The sequence below is a fragment of the Pseudoalteromonas sp. Xi13 genome, from assembly GCF_003952205.1.
Taxonomy (GTDB): Bacteria; Pseudomonadota; Gammaproteobacteria; order Enterobacterales; family Alteromonadaceae; genus Pseudoalteromonas; species Pseudoalteromonas atlantica.
Genome location: NZ_CP034439.1, coordinates 2,067,080 through 2,088,458 on the forward strand (window position 1 = coordinate 2,067,080; position 21,379 = coordinate 2,088,458).

Consider the following 21,379-nt stretch of genomic DNA (forward strand, 5'->3'; position numbering starts at 1 on the left):
AGCAGTGCCTTGCTCTTTAAATTTAGCTTATTACCACTTAGCAGTGAAACCTATGCTATAACGTGGACCATATTGCTCAGCAGAGATCAACTGCTCGCTAAAGCGACCATGGCGACGAACGGTTTCGTCAGTCAAGTTCAACGCATCAAAGTTAACTGAGTACGATTCATTAATGGTGTAATTAAAGTTAAAGTCTAGCTGACCATAAGCTTCAGTAAAAGTAGGCTCTGTGCCTAGCGAAAGTAGAAACTCGTCGCGCCAGTTATAAGCAAGACGCACTTGGAAATCGTCATTCTCATAAAAACCAACAAGATTACCAGAGTCACTCAAGCCTGCCAGTGCAATAGTTTGATCAAAGTTATACGGTTCAAACTCTTCATCACTATTAACTATGGTATAGTTAGCAACAACACCAAAACCAGTATCTTCAATCATGTACTGACCGTTTAATTCCCAACCATCTACTTCACGATTTTGTAGGTTATCAGGTGTTGAGATATCAAAGGTAACAACCGGATCAGACGGTTGGCTCAAACAGTCTGGGTTAGGCTCATCGCTGCTGTCAGGGCAGCCAGGACGTGGGTTTACACTTGGGTCGCGCAGCGGCTCACCGTTAATGTCATCAAGTGTGCCTTGTACCACCCCTGCACCTATGAAGTTTTCAACAAACTTTTTAAAGTAACCTACAGATGCATAGCTGCCATCATCACCATACCACTCAAACGAGAAGTCAAAGTTATCTGAGGTAATCGGTAATAGATTTGGATTACCCTGTGAGGCATCAAATGGGCCTTCAGGACGTGCATTAATTGTGGTAGATGGGAACATAGCATCAATCCCTGCACGAGCTAGCGTTCTACTGTATGAGAAACGTGCTTTATAGCCGTTATCGAGATCAGCACTTAAATCAAGGTTTGGTAAAATACGCGTGTATTCACCTTCTAGCTCTTGAGGTGTGGCTTCATCTGCATACACAGGACGTAGCTCTTCAGCATGGCGATAGTTAAGCGCGATGATAGCTGGTTTCACTGAATAACCGGTTACATCCGTGCTTTCGTAACGTACCCCAACATTCATATCAATTGGAATATCATTAAACTCGGTACTTACATCTAATGACACATAAAACGCCATTGTTTGTTCTTGTACACCATTAGTAGAAACATTAGGCTCTATAAATAGACCTTCGTTTTTAACAATATCCACAAAGTCATGGGCACTGTATCTTGGCATATAAGGGAACAACTGATCAGAGCCTGAAAAACCATCAGCAAAACCTGCTGCGTCATCAAACGTCAGCCCTAAGCTATCTAACGGAATATCTACAAATGAAAATTGCTCGGATAAATAAGTATCAATTTGATAATCAGTGTACATAGCACCAAAATGAATCGCTGAAATTGCACCGCTGTTTAAGTTTACCCACATACCACTGGCGTGATATTGCTTGATGTTATTTTTCATCTCGTAGCCGCGGCGCTGATACAGATCCGATACGATATTATCAGGATTATAAGCACCGCCCGGTAATGATGAGTCATCAATAGTAATACTGGGCACTTCAGTTGCGAAGTTAGCACCAATCAAATCAACAGAGCCAGGCACATTTTTTAAATTTGCAATTGTTTCGGCCGTTGTACCGTCAGGGTTAGAATGAGAGGTTGAATCATGGGCATCGAAGCTTAATTTAAGCGAATCAGATGCTTGCCACGCTAAGTTTAAACCAAAAGAGTCGTTTTCTTTTTTCTCGTAAAGCTCCCATGCCCAAAAGTTAAGCTCATCATTGGCATTGGTGATATCCACTAAAGTACCATTTTGATCTGCTGTACCGCCTGGATTATCAAACCAAAACGACATTTTGTTGGTTTCACTGATCTCTTCAAAACGCGATAAAGTGTAGTCAAACGTAGCAGTTATATTATCTGTAGGGGCAAATTGTAATACTAATTGAGCGTTATCACGGGTACGCTCCGTTTCAAAGCGCTCCATTTCTGGGGTCCAAGGCACCCAATAGGTCCCTGTGGGGTTTGCTGATGTATCAATAGCGCTGCTATCTACACCATCTGGGTTAGCGCGATTTTTAACCCACCCCTGCGACGTACCAACCCGTTCACGACCACTTTCACGCTCTGAGTGAGAAACTGACAACAATACCCCAAACATATCATCAGCAAATGTTTGGCTGATCATGCCGGATATTTCAGGTGTAACATTGGATTTTTCTGAACTGGTGTCTTTTATCGCTTTAACATTCGCGAACGCTTTAAAGCCGTCGTAATCAAATGGTTTGGCGGTATTAATATCAATGGTTGCACCAATACCACCCGATGCGACATTCGCTTTACCTGTTTTATAAACAGTTACACCAGAGACACTTTCAGCTGCAATTTCTCTAAAATTAAAACTACGTGACACACCGGCTTCTTGTAATACCGACGAATTTGGCATTTGGCGGCCATTTAAAGTCACTAAGTTAAAGCTAGGACCAAAGCCACGCACTGTTACTTGGTTACCTTCGTTATTGGCTCTATCAATAGATACGCCGCTAATACGCTGTAATGATTCTGCTAAATTAGTATCAGGTAATTTACCGATATCCTCTGCCGAAATGGCATCAACCACACCCGATGAAGTTTGTTTGATTGATGCAGATTTACTAAGAGCACTTGTGATACCGGTTACTTGAATAACTTCTAAATCATTTTGCGCTGATGTATCGTTTTGTTGCTCAGCATTAGCCAATGTGGATGTGAGTAGCATAGCTGCGCAAATCGCATTTAATTTAAATTGTGTGTGAGTCATTTTTGCACCTAAATAATGTGTTTGTAGAGTGTAATTGTTGTTTAATATTTAACGAGATGCCTTATTGTTACCATAATATTGTTAACAATTAACTTTACAGTAAAGTAACTTTGCTACATAAGTCAAATAAATTGCGTATTTATTTTACAATTTATGGGCGTTTTTTAATCATCGTGAATTAAGAGCAAATACAGAAAGTGCCTTATTGAGCAAATACGGGGACTGGAGGTATAAAAATAAGAAGTTGAGCGCCCAGTAATATTAATAGCGCTAAAAATTAGAGATATAAGCTAGGATTTTTTAATTGAGTAACAAATACTCTTTATAGAGCATGGGTGCTTAATGCTTATGTTTTATTGTTATACAATAAGTAATGAAATAACTTTGCCAAACTGCTTATCACAAAAGGTGTGATATAAGTTAATCGCTTTATCTTATTAATATAGAAGTAATGCTATTAGCGGCCGCTTTTAGCTCAGTAATAATACTTTGCTGGTTAAGCGCATCGTGAAAGGGGGTTTCGAATGACGATATTGTGAGTGCTGCTATTAACGTTGCTTCAGGCTTCCCTATTAAAAAGCTGTAGTCGTTAACACCATTAATAAGTGGGTTGCGTTGTATTATGTATCCTTGTTCTTGGATTATATTTAAATCGTTTAAGATTTCATTTTGCTTTTTGTATTCCCTGTAAACGTCATCATGATCAATAAGCATCTCTCGTACTGCACTATTACTATTTGCTAACAGCAGTTTGCCAGGTGTTGATTGACACAACTTAAATAGTGATCCCTCAGCAATGCTTAAATGCATTTCACTGTGGCTACGTGCTTGAGCTACTGTCATGGCTTGGCTTTGATACAGCATAGTTAAGTAACATGACTGCCCTAAATTTACCGCTAAATCTTCCATATAAGGAATGGCACATTGGCGTACTTGATCCACCGGCGAAATAGAGCGGGATAAATTGAAAAGCTTTAGCGATAAACTATACCGGCCAGAAAACTCATCCCGAATTAAATAACCTCTAGACTCTAAACCTACCAACACCCGATAAATTTCATTGGGACTGCGATTAAGCCCAGCCGCTATTTCACTTTGTGAACATGCACTGCCCTTATGCGCCAAATACTCAAGGATATCGAGACCTTTATCTAACGCGGGTACTGCGTATTTATTTTTTACTTTTGTGTTCATAAACCACCATCAGCGCAAAAATTAATCAATTTTTCATCTTCATATATGAATTAAAAAATAATTTTTCTACCGTATTTACAATGAATTTTTGCAGAAACAATTAGTTAATTAATACCACTATTATTCATATATGAATACCATATTTTTTATATAAATTACAGCTTGACCGGTTAAATAAACCGATACATCATTGTCAACAATTTACAACAAATAGTCACTAACAGGACACCCAGTTATGAACAACAGACAACTCACACCACAACAAATTGCTGACTTTCATAGAGACGGCTACGTTATTGCAAAAGGCTATTATAATGAGCAAGAAATTGCGCGCTTACAACAAACCGCCTTTAACGACGATTCGTTATACGAGCGAGCATGGCATAAAAAAGATGCCGATGGTGCAGTAAGTAAAGTGTGTTTATGGCAAAAAACGGGAGATGACTTTTACAGTATGTTTTCCCGTGGCCGTCGTTTAGTAGATGTCTGTGAAACCCTTATCGGCGAAGAGGTTTACCATACCAGCACCAAAATTATGATGAAAGAACCCTTTGTAGGCGGTGCTTGGGAATGGCACCAAGACTTTGGTTACTGGCATCGTGATAACTATATGCTTTACCCTAAAGCAATCAGTTGTATGGTGGCGATTAATAAAGCAACGATTGAAAATGGCTGCTTACAAGTTTTAAAAGGCTCTCATCATTTAGGCCGTTTAGATCACAGCAAAACTGGCGATCAAAAAGGCGCGTGCTTAGAGTTTGTCGAAGAGGCTATGAAATATCATGAGCTGGTTAACGTTGAGCTTGAGCCTGGCGATGTGCTGTTTTTCCACTGTAATTTGCTACATAAATCTAATCAAAATAGAGCGTCAGAGCCACGTTGGTCAATGATTTGTGCCTATAACGCCGTCAGCAATCAATCATTTAAAGAAAATGAAGCGATTTACTATCCTCTCGATCGGGTTGATGATGATGCGATTTTAAATCACCCAGGATAGCCACCCTTTTCTAGCCAAACCAACTCAAAGAGTGTTAGCCCTTACTTTGAGTTGGTTTTTTTATTTGGAAATTACAATGCTCCAACAGTTAACTTTACAACAAAAACAACAAATTGCTCACGCAATACCAAAAAACGGACAAGACCCGCATGGCAAAATAGTGGGTCATGGTAACTACCAATACAAGATAGATGCGCACTGGGGTAAATTAGACCCCGAAGTCTACCCCATCGAAAGTTGTCACGCCATGGTGATGGACTCGCAAGGGCGTATTTTTATGATCACTGATAACACGCGCAATAACATTTTAGTTTACTCGCAACAAGGTGAGTTACTGGATGCATTTGGTACCCTGTTCCCAGGTGGCCATGCCATTAAAATTGTGCAAGAAGGCGAGCAAGAGTATTTATATGTTGTCGATAGTGGCTGGGTCGTAAACCGACATTGGGATGGTCACAGCAAAGAACAATGGGACAGCCCTACCAACAATGTAATACCACAAGCTGGTTTTATTGCCAAAATGACCCTAGACGGCAAGCTAATTTACACAATTGGCCACCCACAAACTTATGGCGCTTATTCACCTGAGCAACCTTTTCGCCCCACTGATATCGCCATTGCCCCGGATGGCGATTTGTATGTAACCGACGGCTACGGTAGCGATTTTTTACTTCATTTTGATAAACAAGGCCGCTATATAAAACACTGGGGAGGACACGATAACAGCGATAGTCACTACAACTTACAAAATACGCACGGGATTGAAATTGACTTACGTGATGAAAATAACCCGACTTTGCTTGTAAGCTCTCGGTTTGAGCAATGTTTAAAAGTATTTTCTTTAGATGGCCAATACCTTAAAACAATCAGTGCTAATGGCGCTTACATTGGTGGTCCCGTATTCAAGGGATCCGTTTTTTATGCGCCGGTGTGTTGGTCACACGTTGATAATCGCAATGCCGATGATTCAGGTTTTATTAGTATTTTTGACGAAACAAATAAAATCATCGCTAACGTGGGTGCACCACAACCTGTTTATCAAGATGGTCAACTACAACCGATGCAAACTGATTGGCAAGTATTTAATCATGTGCACTGTATTTGTGTAGATCAAGATGACAATTTATATGTTGGCCAATGGAATTCGTCCAACAGCTACCCAATGAAGTTAATAAAACAGAATTAAAAGTGATAAATATGAATACGATCATTGTTTATTGTTAACAATGATCGTATGTTATTCATTCTAGTTTACAACAGGACCAAACTATAATGACAACACCTCGCCCTTCAATGACACTTAATTTAATTGCGCTAAGCTTAGCCTGTGTGTTTGCCAATGGTTGCAGCGATAAACATAAAGCGCCTGTGCAAGAGCCATCAGTTAACTCACAAGCAGACCCATTTACTGAGGTAGAAACACTGACCAAGCTGGTTGATTTTTCAGATCAACAACAGCAAAGTTGGCTTTTTGATAGTCATACATCTCATCAACTGATTGAGTCAGCAAATAATAAACAATTAGTGTTAAATTTTTCAGCTGAGGGAAATATTTCTGAGCTAAAAATAGCTCCACCGAGCCCGTGGGATGTGTCGGCATATAATAACTATAATTTAGCATTTGATGTACAAAACACTAGCTCAGAGTCTATACATATTTACTTGTCATTAGAAAACCCACATGGTCATCTACAAAGCCGCTCAGTGAGTTTACCTGCTAATTACCAAGGGACGGTGTATTTTCCTTTAGCTGGCAAAGAAGCACAAACAAATGCCGGTATGTGGGGAGATGTGCCACCTTGGCAAACAAAAGATCGCTTAATGGTGTGGCGCTCTTGGCGTGATGATGGTGGCGACTTTACTAAAATTAGCGCAATGAACTTATTTACCATTGGCATTTTAGAAGATAAGTCGGTATTGATTGGTGACATAAAACTAAGAGAAAACCCACCGTCTGATCCAAATTGGATGGTTAATATCATCGACAAATATGGTCAATACAGTAAACAAACCAATGCACTGACAATCACCTCAGATGAGCAGCTTAAACGTTTGGCTGATAGTGAACTAGCTGAACTTGCAAAATCCAAAGGCATGAGCGACCGCTCACGATTTGGTGGTTACGCCAACGGTCCTAAGTTAGAGGCTACAGGCTATTTCAGAACAGAAAAAGTAGACGGTAAATGGTGGATGGTCGACCCTGAAGGGTATTTATTTTTCTCTCATGGTCCCGCGAATGTCCGTATGGCTAACCTAACAACAATTACCGGGGTAGACTTTAAAGACGACTCAGTACGTAATCGCAGCAGTGATGAAATCACCCCCGAAGATTCTATGGGCATTGTTAAAGTCTCAGAGCAAGCTCGCCAGAGCCGCTTTATTACTTCTGAGCTGCGTCATAATATGTTCCAATGGTTGCCGGATTACGATGAGCCACTGAGCGAGCATTATAGCTACCGACGCTCAACCCATAAAGGCCCTGTGGCACATGGCGAAACATATAGCTTTTATCGTGCAAATTTACAACGTCGCTACGGCGAAACATCACCTAAATCGTACATAGATAAATGGCATGATGTAACACTTGACCGCATGAAGGATTGGGGGTTTACATCGTTTGGTAACTGGGTCGATCCGGCTTTTTATGATAAAGAATCGGTGCCTTATTTTGCTAACGGTTGGATTATTGGTGATTTTAAAACCCTTTCTGGCCACACCAACCACTGGGGTTTAATGCCTGACGTATACGACCCTGAATTTAAAAAACGCGCCGAAATAACAATCGATGCAATAGCACAAAAAATTAAAGCATCGCCTTGGTGTATCGGTATTTTTATAGATAACGAGAAAAGCTGGGGCGAGCGTGAAGGCAGTGTTGAAAAGCGTTATGGGATCATACTCGATGCACTTTCTAAAAATGCAGCAAATAGCCCTGCTAAGCATGCTTTTACTACGCACCTTAAACAAAAATACAGCTCAATTACTGCATTAAATAAAGCATGGCAAAGTGATATCGCTAACTGGAATGAGCTCGATAAGGGCGTTACATTTACCACTTACAGCGATGCTCAAATAGCTGATATTTCTAAAATGCTAGAAATGCTCGGCGAGCAATACTTTAAAGTGGTTAATGGCACCTTAGCTAAAAAGCTCCCTAATCACTTATATATGGGCGCTCGTATGGCTAATTGGGGTATGCCCGATGAAATTATTAAAGCCTCTGTAAAATACTCAGATGTTTTAAGCTTTAATATTTACGAAGAAGGCATGCAAGATCATTATTGGCAATTTTTAGAAGATGTTGATTTACCCGTTGTTATTGGCGAGTTTCATATCGGAACTGCAACCGACTCTGGCTTGTTCAACCCAGGCATTGTCCATGCAGCGAATCAAACTGACCGTGCAGCCATGTATAAAAAATACATGCAAAGCGTTCTCGAAAAACCTTATATGGTAGGCGCGCATTGGTTTCAGTATGTTGATGAACCGGTATCTGGTCGAGCCTTTGATGGTGAAAATGCCAATATCGGCTTTGTCACGGGCACCGATATTCCTTACCCTAAAATGATTGAGGCGGTAAAAGACGTCACATCGACCATGTACGAAAAACGCTACGGTAAACAGTAAAAACGCTGATATAACCGGCTTTTTTAAATTAAAGCCGGTTATAAAATATCCCCTCTAGTTACACAACCAAGTGCTGTTTTAGGTAATCTTTCATAGCAACATTCAGTTGCCATTGTTCAGTTATTGGTTTATTAGAATTGAGTTCATTCGGCATATAAGGCCAAGGACCAAACTCGGGGCAAATATAAAATGTTTGCTGACCTCGAGCTTTTGCTAAGTCGATGATCGTTTGCCACCATTGTACATACAGATTTAATGTTTCACGGCATTGGCTACTAAAGGGATCATTTACTTGCGCGGATTGAGTATGCCCGACTCTTGCGTGAATATAGTAGCTCTGCCGTTGCGCTGCTAATAGGGCATCTTGTTGCTCTTCAAGCAAGCTTTCACTTACATTAGTCCAATGGGATAAGTCAGCATTTAATTTTAGCTCTGGAAATTGTTGGAGGTAAGGCTCAGTAGCAAAAGCTGCATAGTTAAAGCGCCCTCGGTGAGTCTCGTGCGTAATGGTCACTGCTAAAGTACGTTCTAACGCTAACGCATCTTCGAGCAAAGTACAGTTTTGCGCAAAACTATAAAAGTCTTTCCCTGTATGTGAATTTATAAACACAGGGCTAAGAGTAGCAAGAAAGCGTAGTCGCGCATTAAACCTAGCTCGGTACTGTGCGAACGATTCTGCTTTAGCGGCCAGCCACTGTTGAGCAACCACAACAAAGTTATCTTCACGAGCCGCACGTTTAATGGTTGCAATAAACTCATCGTCATCAGGGAAGTTAATTTCAGCCCCATCAAAACCCGCAGCGAGTACGCGGGCTACAAACTGCTCTGCGGCTATTCCTTCACAACCCCAGTAAGGGCATAAAAACTTTAATTCCATATTTTCTCCTTCAGGGTATCTAATATTCAATTTGGCTTATCAGACATTGCAGCTTTTAATAAGGCGCGATACACTTTAACTAAGTTTTGTTAACAATAAACCATATGTCTAAGCCTGCAATCTATTGCGAGCCATTTACCATAAAGGATGGCTACGATTTTGAAATTCATCATGTCAGTTACTTGCAGCACGATGCTTATTCCTGTTTTATGCACTTTCATCAGGTCCATGAATTCATCTTTTTTGAGCACATCGATGGCACTTATTTCTATCATCAGGGCGAGTCAAAGCTATCTGATTATGAGGCCGTATTTACACCAGCAATGGAAACCCATGACTTTGAGTTAAACCCGCGGTCTAAATCTTGGTATATAGTGCAATTTATGCCTGAGCAACTAAATGACCCGGCTTTAAAGGAATTTACCGAGCTGCTTAAATCGGGTATGCATCTTAGTTTCTGTGTCGAAATACAACAAAGGCTGCACTGCTTATTAGCCTGGATACTAAGCGAATACAACCAAAACCCTAAAAGCAAAACCTGTAAGCAGTTGTTTAATAGCCTTATAACACTCGTTTGTGAGTACGGTAAAAATGGCGCGGCAACGCTCAATAAACCGCGCTCTGGCTTAGCAAGCTTTAAAAAGTTAACGCCGATTATTGAACAATTGAAGACCCATAACGGTATTAACGTTTCGTTAGAGCAAGCCGCTGATATGTGTCATTTATCGCCGTCGTATTTTTCTCGGGTTTTTAAAAAGCACTTTCGTGTTCCCTACTCCGATTACCTTATTCAACATAAGTTATATAACGCTGCGCGATTATTGGGTCAAACTGATATATCAGTCACAGATATTGCTTATGATTTAGGCTTTTCCAGTCCTTCTTACTTCATTAAACAGTTTAAGTTTCACTTCAAAGTCACGCCGCTACAGTATCGTCAACAACTGCGCTAATAAGCGCAATTATGTGCTCTGTAATAAGGTTTTACTTAATGCTCTTGTGATGCTTAATAACGCCTTATTGACTGATAGCCCTTGTTTTATCGCTTGCGTCCCTAGTACATAAGCTTTGCTACTATTAACGGCTTCAACACATAACAAGGTGTCATCATGAAAATACCAAACAGAAAACTGCTCTGGTGTTTCTTTGTGAACTATTAGCTCATTATATCCATTTGCTAAGCCCACAATTTGTAACTTGTATTGATATTGATCAGACCAAAACCAAGGCACAGCCGCGGGCGTGTATTGTTGCTTAGCAATAAACATGGCCGCCGATTTGGCTTGTTCAACCGCATTTTGGACTGATTCTAAACGGATCCATCGCTGATAAATTTTGCTAAAATGACGAGTACAATCACCGATAGCAAATATATCAGGATGGGATGTTTGGCAAGTCTCATTTACTTTAATTCCCTGCTCGGCCTCTATCCCTGCAGCACTTGCCAATTGGGTATTTAGCTTTACACCCACACCCACTAGAATAAAATCAGCGGGGTATTGACTGCCGTCGCTGCATACCACGATGTGTTTATTGCTTTGGTGTTTTATTTCGACTACATCCTTGCTGGTTTGTAAATTTACCCCTTTGTTTTGATGTAAATCAGTTAAAAAGTCAGACATCACCGCAGAGGTCACCCGGGATAATATTTTGTCTTGCTTTTCAATCACAGTGACATTGGCACCTAATGCAACAAATGACGATGCTGACTCAAGCCCAATATACCCGCCGCCAATAATCACGACTTGTTTATCGCGACTGTTATTAAGCGCAGCTTTTATCGCCTTTGTATCAGCAAAGGTTCGCATAGCAAAATACTGACGACTTCCTTGAGCATCAACAGTCTCATTTAAGCCTTTAATCGCAGGAATAAACGCCGAGCAGCCCGTGGCAATAACAAGTTTGTCAAAGGTAATTAACCGCCCACATGCTAATGTAATTGTTTTTGTTTCACTGTTGATGGCTGTAACCGTTTGCCCTAAATACAGCGATAAATTGTTATCTTTATAAGCTTTTTCTGCTTTCAATGGGCTGGCAATTGTGTCACTTGCTTGCAAGGTTTTTTTTGATAACGGCGGTCTGTGATAAGGTAATTCAGGGTCGCTATCAATCAGTGTAATAGCGCCAAGCCAGCCCTGTTGGCGTAAATTAAACGCAAAGTTAACACCTGCGTGGCTGGCACCTATGACGACTACATTTAAATCAATGTCGTTTTGCTCTGTATTTATATGTTGCATAAGAATTTACCGATTAATTTGCCACCACAAATGTCATGCCATCTATGTCATCAGATACCTCAATTTGACAACATAACCGACTATACTCAGTCACGTTATCGTCAAGTTCGAGCATGTCGCTTTCAATTTCATCCGCGGCTCCTACTTTCGCAAAATCTTCAGGGGCAACATAAACATGACAGGTTGCACAAGAGCACACACCGCCACAATCACCATCAATGCCTGATACACCATTTGCCACCGCAAGTTCCATTAACGAACCACCGTTTCCTTCCACTGCAATTGCGCCATTGCTTTGGGTCATAAAAATTACTTTAGCCATGATTATTCCTCTACTTTTTACTGACACTTGCTACAGTGCGCTTTGTTATCGATTAATTATTTAGCGGTTAAACGAACGTGAAGACTGTTAAAGCCGACTTTTCTTGAAAATTCACCAAGCTGTTCAATATTTTCGTTGGCTTTAACTGTCTCTATGCTGGCAACTTTTTTAGCCAGAGATAACACCAATTGACGTAATATTTGTCGCGCATGAGTGGCTCCTAAACAGGTATGGTGACTAAAGCCAAAACTGACGTGGGGGTTTACTTTACGGTCAAAATCTACATGGTTTGGATTTTTAAAGATGTTTTCATCACGGTTTGCTGATGCCCAGCACAAAGAGATACGACTATCAGCTTTTATCGCATGCTCACAAACCTGTGTATCTTGTGTGGCTACTCGCCCCATATGCGTTAAGGGTGAAAAATAACGAAGCAGCTCCTCCACCGCACGATTAAGGATTTCTGGTTCATTGCAAATACGCTGTAAATCGCTACTGTGTTCGCTAAAGTAAGCCATTGAGTTGGTGATAGCATTGATCACGGTATCGCGGCCGCCTGCAAAAGTTAGGATCATAACCCCTTTGACTTGCTCCTTGGTCATGGTTTGACCATTAACCTTGGCTGCCAGTAATACTGAGTACAAATCATCACTAGGTTGCGCCACTGCTTTATCAATTTGTTGATCTATGTAGTCGTACAGAATGTTGGCTTTATCACCATCTAGATTACTGTCTTCACTGCGAAATACATGTGTTCCCCAATCAATCCACGTTTGTGCTGTATCCATTGGGGTATTAAGTAACAATGTCAGTGCCTTCGATTGCAGTGGCAGTGCAAATTCACTGACAATTTCAATCGTCTCGGTATTCAGAGCATGTTCAATAGTGTCATCTATGATTTGTTGTAAGCGCGCTTGGTATTGCTCTTCTAACGGGCGTTTGAACCACGGGTTTAGTAACTCACGAAAACCGCCATGCTCTGGTGGGTCAACTTCAAAGGGAATTTGCCGGGTTTCTCTAATTGCAACTTCAGAAGGGATAACAATGCGGCCAGGTTTGGCACCTGATTGAAACACGGTACAATTATGCGCGGCTTTTCTTACCTCTTTTAAACCTAATATCATCTTTACGGGATCATTTTGGTCATCCATTTGGCTTATGCCTGTTGCGGTACGTTGCCCTTTAAATGCATCGGCAAATTCACTCACCGTTGTGTTTTTTGTTGTCATGACTTAATACCTTAACCGTAAAATATAAATTTGATGAACCATACTAGTCCGTTATTTTTGCTCAAAATACACAACTAACGCTTAAAAATGGTAATTTCATGTCCTATTTGTTTTTTGTTAAAAAACACACAAGCACAAAAAAGCCGATGCACTGCATCGGCTTTAGGTGGGCAAATGTGAGAGAATCCACCTTGCCTAATTACTTCTCATTTAAATACACTGTTTTCTTCTCAAGGTATTGCTCTAACCCGTACTGGCCGTCTTCACCGCCCATACCGCTTAGTTTCCAACCATTGTGAAAACCTTGATGCTGCTCACCTAAACCACGGTTTACATACACTTCGCCTACTTCCATTTCAGCAATAGAGCGGTGAATGTAATCCAAGGTTTTTGTGTATAAATAAGCTGATAAACCGTATTCACTGTCATTCGTGTATGCAATCGCTTCATCAATACTGTTGATTTTAATGATTGGCAGTACCGGTCCAAACGTTTCTTCATGAACCAAGATATTGTCTTGTTCAACATCAACCAGTACCGTTGGCTCATACCAGTTACCGCCTTCAAATCCTGCTACTGTGGCAACTTTGCCGCCAGTGGCAAGTTTCGCGCCTTGAGCAATGCCTTTTTCAACAATTGAGTGAATATTATTAATTTCACTCTGGTTTACTTTAGGACCCATCTCTGATGTTGGATCCATCGGATCCCCCACTTTTAAGGCTTTAACCTTAGGGATGAACTTTTCTATAAAGCTGTCGTATACATCACTGTGCACATATAAACGCTCTGCACAAGTGCACACTTGACCACAGTTTGCAAAGCGTGCTGTAACAGCATCGTCAACTGCTTTATCTAGATCTGCATCTTCCATTACGATAAACGGTGCTTTGCCGCCAAGCTCAAGCATAACAGGAGTTAAATGCTTACCGCTGGCTTGATGAATAATTTGCCCTGCACGGGTACTTCCAGTCATGGTGATCAGTTTTGTCAGCGGGCTTTCACATAAATGTTGACCCACCACAGAGCCGGTACCATTAACAATGTTAAGTACGCCAGCAGGAACACCCGCTTGGTTAGCAATTTCACCGAGTTCCATAGTTGCTAATGGCGTTTCTTGCGTTGGCTTAATAACGATAGAGTTACCGGTAATTAATGCAGGGCCAATTTTACGACCAGCTAACGCCAGCGGAAAATTCCACGCTGTGATTGCCACAACCACACCACGTGGCACTTTATGAATATAGATTTTTTCGTTTTCGTGATCAGAAGGAATGATATCCCCTTTGATTGTTAAGGCATTATCACATGCATATTCAATAAACGTTGCTGTGACATTGGCTTCCATACGAGCCACATCAATCAGCTTGCCCTGCTCTTGTACTAATAACTCAGCTAGACGCTCATTATTATCACGAATACCTTGTGCAAAACGGCGTAGGATTGTGGCACGTTCACGTGGCGTTTTTTGTGCCCATGCAGTTTGTGCAACCGTCGCTGTTTCAAGGGCTGTTTGTGCATCTTCAACACTGCCCTTAGGAATAACACCCACCTGCTCGCCGGTACTTGGCGAGAGCACGCTGATGGTGTCACTATTTGATGAGCTTACATACTCACCATTGATAAAGTTTACGTTATTTTTAATTGTCATTTTTTATCGTCCCATCCAGCCGCCATCAACTAGCAATACACTGCCGTTCATGTAGTTTGAGGCGTCTGATGCTAAAAATACAGTTGGCCCTTTAAAGTCATCCGGTGTTCCCCAACGACCTTGCGGAATACGCTCTAAAATCGAATTTGCACGCTCAGGGTCATTTCTGAGTGCTTCGGTATTATCTGTTGCAATGTAACCCGGTGCAATAGCGTTTACATTAACACCTTTACTCGCCCACTCATTGGCAAGTGCTTTAGTTAATTGGCCTATTGCCCCTTTACTTGCCGCATAGCCAGGTACGGTGATCCCGCCCTGAAAGGTTAACAATGACGCAGTAAAGATAATTTTACCTTGGCCACGCGAGACCATTTCTTTTCCTAGTTCGCGACTTAAGATAAATTGTGAGTTTAAGTTAATCTCAATGATTTTATCCCAATATTCATCGCTATGCTCAACCGCTGGATCGCGCAAGATTGAGCCAGCGTTATTCACTAAAATATCTATTTTAGGGTGATCACTTTTCACTTGCTCAATAAAAGTATACAAGCTTTCTCGTGATGAAAAGTCACATTGATAAGCATGGAACAGCTGACCGCACTCCAAGACTTGGGTTTCAACATCTGAGCCAGACTTTGCTAGGCTTGCTGATACGCCGATGATATCGGCGCCCGCTTCTGCTAATGCCAGTGCCATTGCTTTACCAATACCACGACTACACCCTGTGACTAACGCTGTTTTACCTTTTAGGCTAAATTTATCTAACATAATTTGTTCCATTACTTAGTTTGGCAAGAGACAAGTGCTTTCATACCTGTTGGATTGTTATCCATACTGGCAAATGCAGAGCTAATATCAGCAAGTTCACTCACAGAAGTAATAAATGGTGCTAAGTCAATCTTGCCACTGGCTACCAAATCAATTGCCATTTCAAAGTCAGCGTCTTCGTATACACGTGCACCAACCAGCTCTAACTCACGCCAGAAAAACTGAAATAAATCGACCGGCGGTTTTTGTGAGTGGATAGCAACCATACAGATGCGGCCACGCACAGCTGCAATTTGGGTCATGGCTTCAACTGCTGGCTGCACACCAGATACTTCAAACACGACATCAGCGCCTTTCCCATCGCTCCATTTAGACACATATTCTTGTAAATCTTGTTCCAGTGGATTAATTGTTTCAATATCGTAGCGTGCCGAAAATTTACGTCGTTCGTTATTAACCTCTGAGATCAATACCTCTGCACCCACACTTTTTGCCACTAATGCGACAAGCTGACCAATTGGGCCACCCCCAATCACTACGGCTTTTTCGCCTGCTTTTAAACGAGAACGAGAAATATCGTGGCATGCAACCGATAACGGTTCAATCAGTGCACCCTGCTCAAGTGATACGTTATCTGGTAGTTTATGGATAGTGCGGGCTTTTACGGTCCATGAGTTTTGGAATGCGCCAACTGAATCAATCCCCATAAATTTAAGGTTATGGCACACGTGGCTATGGCCTGCATTACAAGCTGGGCAGTCACCACAATAATCAAGTGGACGTACAACAACACGATCACCTACTTGTAGGTTAGTAACATTACTGCCAAGCTCGGCGACAACACCTGAAATCTCATGTCCTATAGTGTGTGGTGGGTTTACACGTTGATCCATTACACCGTGGTAAATGTGCATGTCGGTACCACAAATACCAACAAAACCAACATCTAAACGAACTTCATCTGCTTGTGGCTTTATCGCTTGACCTGCAACGATACGAAACGATTTATTACCAATATATTCTGCTGCTTGCATAGTGATACCTTATGATTGTTTTACTAAATGTGGTTTAACTAATTGCGCGTCAAACTCTACGCCAGTACCGATAATATCTGGGGCGCAGGCTATACCGTTATCATCAAGTTGTAACGGTCGCGTTGTGTATTCATCAATCGGGAACGAGTGAACTTCTAAAAACCCCGCATGAGGTTGTGAAGCCAGAAGCGATACATGTAATTCATGCATACCATGGCTACAAATAGGTAAGTTGTGGGTATAAGCTTGGCTTGCTACGTTCAGCCAACCAGTGATACCGCCAATGTTAGAGGCATCAGGTTGTAAAAAGCCTAATTTGGCTTGATCAATTGCATAGCCAAATTCATGTAAAGTGTGCAGGTTTTCGCCCATCGCTAAAGGAATAGATGTCGCCTGTGCTATGCGAGCAAAACCTTTGTAGTCATCAGGGATAGTTGGTTCTTCAAACCACGTAATATCAAATTTTTCAATCGCTTTGGCAAAACGAATTGCATGCTCTACGTTCATTGAGTAATTAGCATCGACCATTAATATTCTGTCATCACCAATCAACTGCCTGACAGCTTCAACACGAGCAACGTCTTCTCTATAGTCTGCTTTACCAACTTTAATTTTAACGGCGTTGAAGCCACGATCTAGATAGCCTTGAATATTCGCCAGCAGTTTTTTCTCATCAAAATTAAGGTCGATTCCGCCAGCGTAGCACGCTGTTTTATCGCTATGACCACCAGCGACTTGCCACAGTGGTGCTGATAACCGCTTACATTTGATATCCCACAGCGCAATATCAACTGCAGAAATAGCAAAGCTTAATAAACCACCGCGACCAACATAATGCAGATCCCACTGTAATTTATCCCAAATTGACATGATGGCTGATGAGTCGGCGCCAATTAAGCCTGGTTTAATTTCATCATTTAATAATGAATAAATAGCACGGCCACCTTTGCCACCGGTGTAGGTATAACCCATGCCTTCATAGCCGTCGTTTGTCATGATGCGCACAGCAATCACTTCAAAATGGGTATGATCTCCATGTTTAGCATCACTTAACACCTCAGCCAGAGGAATTTGATAATACTCCACCTTTACGCTTTTTATTTTTAGTAATGAATTTCTCATCTAGCCACCAAATTAGTTTACATGATACTGTCTATTGTTAACAATCTACAACAATGCAAATTTATTGTAAAGGATATATAGTTAATAAAATGAAAATAACTTAACGCGGAAATTTGCTTTGAAGTAAAGCGCGAGCAAGTTAATCAACTGATTTGACTTGCTCGATGAGTTGTAATGGTGAACCTTACTAGCTTAATTCTTTAATGAGAGCGCCAGCAAGTGTTGATGTGCAGTGATATACACCCGATTTTGCTGAGCATTAAAGGCTAAATTGGCACTGATGTGAGGCAGCCTTACCCGTGCCAATAACGTGCCTTGTTCATCAAATAGCCAAAGTCCATTAGGCCCAGTTGCAAAAATAATCCCGCTAGCTGCGTGTATTTTTAAGCCATCTGGCAAACCATGACTATCTGATGTAACAGCAGGCAATTGATACAGTAACGTTTTATTTATTACCGTCTCGTCTTTATGCAATTTGTATTGATACCATGCAGGCTTTTGCGGATTGGATGCGGCTACATACAAGGTGCTTTCATCCTTTGATAACGCAATGCCATTTGGGTAAATCAGTGTCTTGTCTAACAGCTCTAACTGCCCTGTCGTTGTTAGGCTATATACACCTTGAAAGTTTAGCTCTTTAGCGGGATCGTCCAATTGCTTGGCTAAACCATAAGGAGGGTCGGTAAAAAACAACTGGCCTTGGCGATTAAATATGCCGTCATTAGGGCTATTTAACCGCTGGCCTTTATATTTGCTAACAAGTTGTTGATAGTTTGCCTTAGCTGACGTTAATGGCGCGACCATTTTAACTACTTGACGTGAGCGGGATTGCAACAACACCAGCTCGTTCTGCTGATTCAGCAATAGACCATTTGAATAACCACTGTGTGCTAAATATAGCTGCACTCCTTCGCCTTCTTGATACCGATACACACGGTGCGTGGGAATATCTGAAAACAATAAGTACTGGCCATCATTCACCCACACAGGCCCTTCTAACCAATCAAAGCCTGATGCGAGTGTCTCAATCGTTGCATCTAAATCTAAAACCTGTAACGCTTTTTTATTGTATATCTCATAGGGGCCTTGCGTTATAAGTGGCTTAACCTCGTGTTGCTCTGCATACACAGATAAGGTAATCACTAAAAATAAGCTAAAGGCCAAGTTTTTAGTTATCTTCATGACTAAACCTGCGTTGATATAGTTGCTGATTAACTTCTTTCGCGGCGTTGACAAGCGGCTGATACGGAATGTCTGCGACATTAACAAAGCCAACATTATAGTTTTCACCATCATAAGCGCGCCCAGTTAACGGCGAATCTATATATTGAAACCAATGTGCGCCAACAAAGTATGGGTTATCGATCACACTCTTCATGTATTGTTGATATTTAACGCCACGCTCATGTTGTGACTGAGTATGAATAAGGCCTGGGTTTAATAGCCCTGAATCTAACGCCCCATTATGAAACTCTCCAATAATACTGGGCTTATCAAGTGCGGCTAAAAAATCCCAAAAATCATCATTTAAGCCTTCACGGTAATAATTATAACTCATTACATCTGCGTACTCGCTCGCAGCTTGGCGAATTTCTGGTGTCATGCCCCAATCAGCAAATCGGGCGCCCATGTATAGATGATTAGGCAAGTGCTTGGCTGTCGCTTGCTCAACAACGGCAAAGTATTGTTTTGCGTAGTGGTATAACATCACTGAAAAATCAGCTTGTACTGCCTCGTTGATATCATGGATAACCACCCCTGAGGCAAATTTCTGCCATGATAAAATATTAGTTTTCCAGTTTACATTTAATGCTGATATGTCTTTGTACTTTTCTTTCATCAGTGACACAAACTCAGCTTTTGTCGGGCTTTGTTTTGCATTGACTGTTAATGTGTTGATCACTAAACCATATTGTGAATTAACTGAGCCCATCATGCCCCAGCTCTTTTCGTTATCTATAAAAACACCAACACACCATGGGTTATTTTTAACTTGTGCGGCTAACGTTGCTAACGTCACATCAGCACGTTTAATAAAGGCGGGATCAAAGGGGTCTGGTAGTGGGTTCCAGTAATCGTTGCCACTGCTAACGGTTTTAAAGTTACCAATGATCCACGCATTCGCAAAATAGGGTATGCGGTCTTCTTGGTAAAAACCCTCATCAATCCAGTTACCGAACGAGGTAAAACCCCAAGTGAGCATACGGTCAATGGTGGTATCTCGCCATTTTTGCATCAATACCTGTTCGTTTTGGGTTTCATATTTGCGTTGTAAATTAGCTCTATAAAAACTGAATGTTTCGCCTTTTTTTAACGCACCACTGTGAACCTCACGACGATATCCATAATTATCTGCGAGCGGATCATCAACAGCGGGTAGCCAATTAAACATATTTGCTCTTAATTCTGAGCTAATATAACGTGATGGCCATGCCGATTTCGGTGCAGGGTTTAAACCAATCGAATCTTCAGGGGTTAAATCGCCGGGCTCTCTTTGTACTATGTATTTTTGATCAAAATCGTAACCTGTAATGGTAGTGGTATTGGCTAAGCGCACATTGGCGATACCGGTTGAAAAAAATAAATAGCCTTGTGGGTCAACTAGGCTCCATTTTCCATTGTACTTTTCGGTCCTAAAGTAGCCTGTAGCCTGAAGTTTTGGCCCCTGCTGCCATCCACCAAACTTAGAGCGACCAGCTAAAGGGACTTTGCTAAGGTTCGCTTGCTCTTGTTTTGAAACTGCAATTAACTGCTCAGTTGAAAATACTTTATTAGCAAAATCACGCTTGGCGTTTTGGCCAAACTTATCCATTAAGCCTGCTAGGTATTCGGTATCAAAGTCTGTCGGTTTTATTAGCCTTACATTATCAATGAGTAAGTGTTTGTCTTCTAATAAGCCCTTTGTGCCAAAGCTTACTTTGGTTACTCGGCTAACATCAATATTTTTTGCACCACCTCGATACAATACCGGTGTGTAGTTGCTTTGCCAACTTGGAGGGTTTGAGCGTATACCCGACTCTATATTTAAATCAGCGCCTTTTAATTCAATATAATAAGTATTGGTTGATTCGCTGGGTACCACTACACTGCGGCTTTGCGCTTTGCCAGTTTTATCAATTGTTTTTATATATAACTGGGTAGACACTTTATCAGGGTTTTCAATATCTAAAGCAAAAGCGAAATTACCTAAAGCTTGCCAATTCCAAGTTTGGTTATTTACAAATTCAATATCACTTTCGTGATGCGTTTTTGCAGCAAATGTAACCTTTAATTTATGGTTGCCTTGCTGTTCAATTAGACTTGTAGTGGCATTGTGACTTTTTAAAAAAGGCTGATAGTCAGCTTTTTCAAAATCCCACAGCATGTGTTCTTTTTGTGTAGTATTACTAAGCTGTGTGCTTTGTTCTGGTTGATTATTAGTACAGCCGATAAGCCCAGTGCCTAACAATAGAGCTATTGGGATATAAATGGTTTTATGTGTGTGTTTCATAGCAAGCCTATTCTTTTATTATTAAAGAACCG

Annotated in this window: 16 protein-coding genes; 4 read left to right on the forward strand and 12 right to left on the reverse strand. The window is 41.2% G+C overall.

Annotation, left to right across the window (positions count from 1 at the left end):
• Window positions 1–30 precede the first annotated feature (30 nt).
• Both EJ103_RS09295 and EJ103_RS09300 read right to left on the reverse strand, forming a co-directional pair.
• The gene (locus EJ103_RS09295; protein ID WP_126007305.1) at window positions 31–2,802 is read right to left on the reverse strand and encodes a TonB-dependent receptor; all 2,772 of its coding nucleotides are present in this window, start codon (window positions 2,800–2,802) and stop codon (window positions 31–33) included.
• A gap of 429 nt (window positions 2,803–3,231) precedes the next feature.
• Entirely contained in the window at window positions 3,232–3,996 is a 765-nt protein-coding gene (locus EJ103_RS09300; RefSeq protein ID WP_126007307.1) for a helix-turn-helix domain-containing protein, read from the reverse strand.
• Between the two features lie 235 nt (window positions 3,997–4,231).
• Here EJ103_RS09300 and EJ103_RS09305 point away from each other — a divergent pair, with 235 nt between their 5' ends.
• From EJ103_RS09305 to EJ103_RS09315, 3 genes are all read left to right on the forward strand, one after another.
• Complete coding sequence (locus EJ103_RS09305; RefSeq protein ID WP_126007309.1) at window positions 4,232–4,993, forward strand: phytanoyl-CoA dioxygenase family protein; 762 nt, start codon at window positions 4,232–4,234, stop codon at window positions 4,991–4,993.
• A gap of 76 nt (window positions 4,994–5,069) precedes the next feature.
• Window positions 5,070–6,179 carry a 6-bladed beta-propeller gene (locus tag EJ103_RS09310; protein WP_126007311.1) on the forward strand — a complete coding sequence of 370 codons (1,110 nt, stop codon included), beginning with the start codon at window positions 5,070–5,072 and terminating at the stop codon, window positions 6,177–6,179.
• An 86-nt stretch (window positions 6,180–6,265) separates the two neighbouring features.
• Window positions 6,266–8,620 carry an agarase gene (locus EJ103_RS09315; protein ID WP_126007313.1) on the forward strand — a complete coding sequence of 785 codons (2,355 nt, stop codon included), beginning with the start codon at window positions 6,266–6,268 and terminating at the stop codon, window positions 8,618–8,620.
• Between the two features lie 58 nt (window positions 8,621–8,678).
• Here the strand turns inward: EJ103_RS09315 and EJ103_RS09320 are convergent, their stop codons facing one another.
• Window positions 8,679–9,497 (reverse strand): sugar phosphate isomerase/epimerase, encoded by an 819-nt coding sequence (locus EJ103_RS09320; RefSeq protein WP_126007315.1) that lies wholly within the window; start codon window positions 9,495–9,497, stop codon window positions 8,679–8,681.
• 104 nt (window positions 9,498–9,601) lie between these two features.
• Here EJ103_RS09320 and EJ103_RS09325 point away from each other — a divergent pair, with 104 nt between their 5' ends.
• Entirely contained in the window at window positions 9,602–10,450 is an 849-nt protein-coding gene (locus EJ103_RS09325; protein ID WP_241232263.1) for an AraC family transcriptional regulator, read from the forward strand.
• A 9-nt stretch (window positions 10,451–10,459) separates the two neighbouring features.
• On the opposite strand, the gene EJ103_RS09330 is transcribed toward EJ103_RS09325, so the two are convergent.
• The 9 genes from EJ103_RS09330 to EJ103_RS09370 all read right to left on the reverse strand — a co-directional run bounded on the left by EJ103_RS09330 (window position 10,460) and on the right by EJ103_RS09370 (window position 21,347).
• The gene (locus EJ103_RS09330; protein WP_126007317.1) at window positions 10,460–11,734 is read right to left on the reverse strand and encodes an FAD-dependent oxidoreductase; all 1,275 of its coding nucleotides are present in this window, start codon (window positions 11,732–11,734) and stop codon (window positions 10,460–10,462) included.
• Window positions 11,735–11,747: 13 nt separating this feature from the next.
• Window positions 11,748–12,056, reverse strand: coding sequence for a 2Fe-2S iron-sulfur cluster-binding protein (locus tag EJ103_RS09335; RefSeq protein WP_126007319.1), 309 nt, complete (start codon window positions 12,054–12,056; stop codon window positions 11,748–11,750).
• 56 nt (window positions 12,057–12,112) lie between these two features.
• Window positions 12,113–13,285: a cytochrome P450 gene (locus EJ103_RS09340; RefSeq protein ID WP_126007321.1), complete on the reverse strand. Its 1,173-nt coding sequence runs from the start codon at window positions 13,283–13,285 to the stop codon at window positions 12,113–12,115.
• A 199-nt stretch (window positions 13,286–13,484) separates the two neighbouring features.
• On the reverse strand, window positions 13,485–14,933 hold the full coding sequence (gene aldA, locus EJ103_RS09345) for an aldehyde dehydrogenase (RefSeq protein ID WP_126007323.1): 1,449 nt from the start codon (window positions 14,931–14,933) through the stop codon (window positions 13,485–13,487).
• 3 nt (window positions 14,934–14,936) lie between these two features.
• Window positions 14,937–15,701, reverse strand: coding sequence for an SDR family oxidoreductase (locus EJ103_RS09350; RefSeq protein WP_126007325.1), 765 nt, complete (start codon window positions 15,699–15,701; stop codon window positions 14,937–14,939).
• An 11-nt stretch (window positions 15,702–15,712) separates the two neighbouring features.
• Complete coding sequence (locus tag EJ103_RS09355) at window positions 15,713–16,735, reverse strand: alcohol dehydrogenase catalytic domain-containing protein (protein WP_126007327.1); 1,023 nt, start codon at window positions 16,733–16,735, stop codon at window positions 15,713–15,715.
• Window positions 16,736–16,744: 9 nt separating this feature from the next.
• Window positions 16,745–17,857, reverse strand: a complete 1,113-nt coding sequence (locus tag EJ103_RS09360; protein WP_126007328.1) for a mandelate racemase/muconate lactonizing enzyme family protein — start codon at window positions 17,855–17,857, stop codon at window positions 16,745–16,747.
• A gap of 192 nt (window positions 17,858–18,049) precedes the next feature.
• Window positions 18,050–19,039, reverse strand: coding sequence for an SMP-30/gluconolactonase/LRE family protein (locus tag EJ103_RS09365; protein ID WP_126007331.1), 990 nt, complete (start codon window positions 19,037–19,039; stop codon window positions 18,050–18,052).
• Window positions 19,026–21,347, reverse strand: a complete 2,322-nt coding sequence (locus EJ103_RS09370; protein ID WP_126007333.1) for an agarase — start codon at window positions 21,345–21,347, stop codon at window positions 19,026–19,028. Before EJ103_RS09370 ends, EJ103_RS09365 begins: the two co-directional genes overlap by 14 nt.
• Between the last annotated feature and the right edge of the window lie 32 nt (window positions 21,348–21,379).

Excerpts from the sequence above, each read along its gene's own strand:
- EJ103_RS09310 (WP_126007311.1), top strand. The coding sequence starts at position 5,070 with ATGCTCCAACAGTTAACTTTACAACAAAAACAACAAATTGCTCACGCA.
- EJ103_RS09315 (WP_126007313.1), top strand. The coding sequence starts at position 6,266 with ATGACAACACCTCGCCCTTCAATGACACTTAATTTAATTGCGCTAAGC.
- EJ103_RS09305 (WP_126007309.1), top strand. The coding sequence starts at position 4,232 with ATGAACAACAGACAACTCACACCACAACAAATTGCTGACTTTCATAGA.
- EJ103_RS09355 (WP_126007327.1), bottom strand. The coding sequence starts at position 16,735 with ATGCAAGCAGCAGAATATATTGGTAATAAATCGTTTCGTATCGTTGCA.
- EJ103_RS09370 (WP_126007333.1), bottom strand. The coding sequence starts at position 21,347 with ATGAAACACACACATAAAACCATTTATATCCCAATAGCTCTATTGTTA.
- EJ103_RS09340 (WP_126007321.1), bottom strand. The coding sequence starts at position 13,285 with ATGACAACAAAAAACACAACGGTGAGTGAATTTGCCGATGCATTTAAA.
- EJ103_RS09350 (WP_126007325.1), bottom strand. The coding sequence starts at position 15,701 with ATGTTAGATAAATTTAGCCTAAAAGGTAAAACAGCGTTAGTCACAGGG.
- EJ103_RS09295 (WP_126007305.1), bottom strand. The coding sequence starts at position 2,802 with ATGACTCACACACAATTTAAATTAAATGCGATTTGCGCAGCTATGCTA.
- EJ103_RS09365 (WP_126007331.1), bottom strand. The coding sequence starts at position 19,039 with ATGAAGATAACTAAAAACTTGGCCTTTAGCTTATTTTTAGTGATTACC.
- EJ103_RS09320 (WP_126007315.1), bottom strand. The coding sequence starts at position 9,497 with ATGGAATTAAAGTTTTTATGCCCTTACTGGGGTTGTGAAGGAATAGCC.
- EJ103_RS09330 (WP_126007317.1), bottom strand. The coding sequence starts at position 11,734 with ATGCAACATATAAATACAGAGCAAAACGACATTGATTTAAATGTAGTC.
- EJ103_RS09300 (WP_126007307.1), bottom strand. The coding sequence starts at position 3,996 with ATGAACACAAAAGTAAAAAATAAATACGCAGTACCCGCGTTAGATAAA.
- EJ103_RS09325 (WP_241232263.1), top strand. The coding sequence starts at position 9,602 with ATGTCTAAGCCTGCAATCTATTGCGAGCCATTTACCATAAAGGATGGC.
- aldA (WP_126007323.1), bottom strand. The coding sequence starts at position 14,933 with ATGACAATTAAAAATAACGTAAACTTTATCAATGGTGAGTATGTAAGC.
- EJ103_RS09335 (WP_126007319.1), bottom strand. The coding sequence starts at position 12,056 with ATGGCTAAAGTAATTTTTATGACCCAAAGCAATGGCGCAATTGCAGTG.
- EJ103_RS09360 (WP_126007328.1), bottom strand. The coding sequence starts at position 17,857 with ATGAGAAATTCATTACTAAAAATAAAAAGCGTAAAGGTGGAGTATTAT.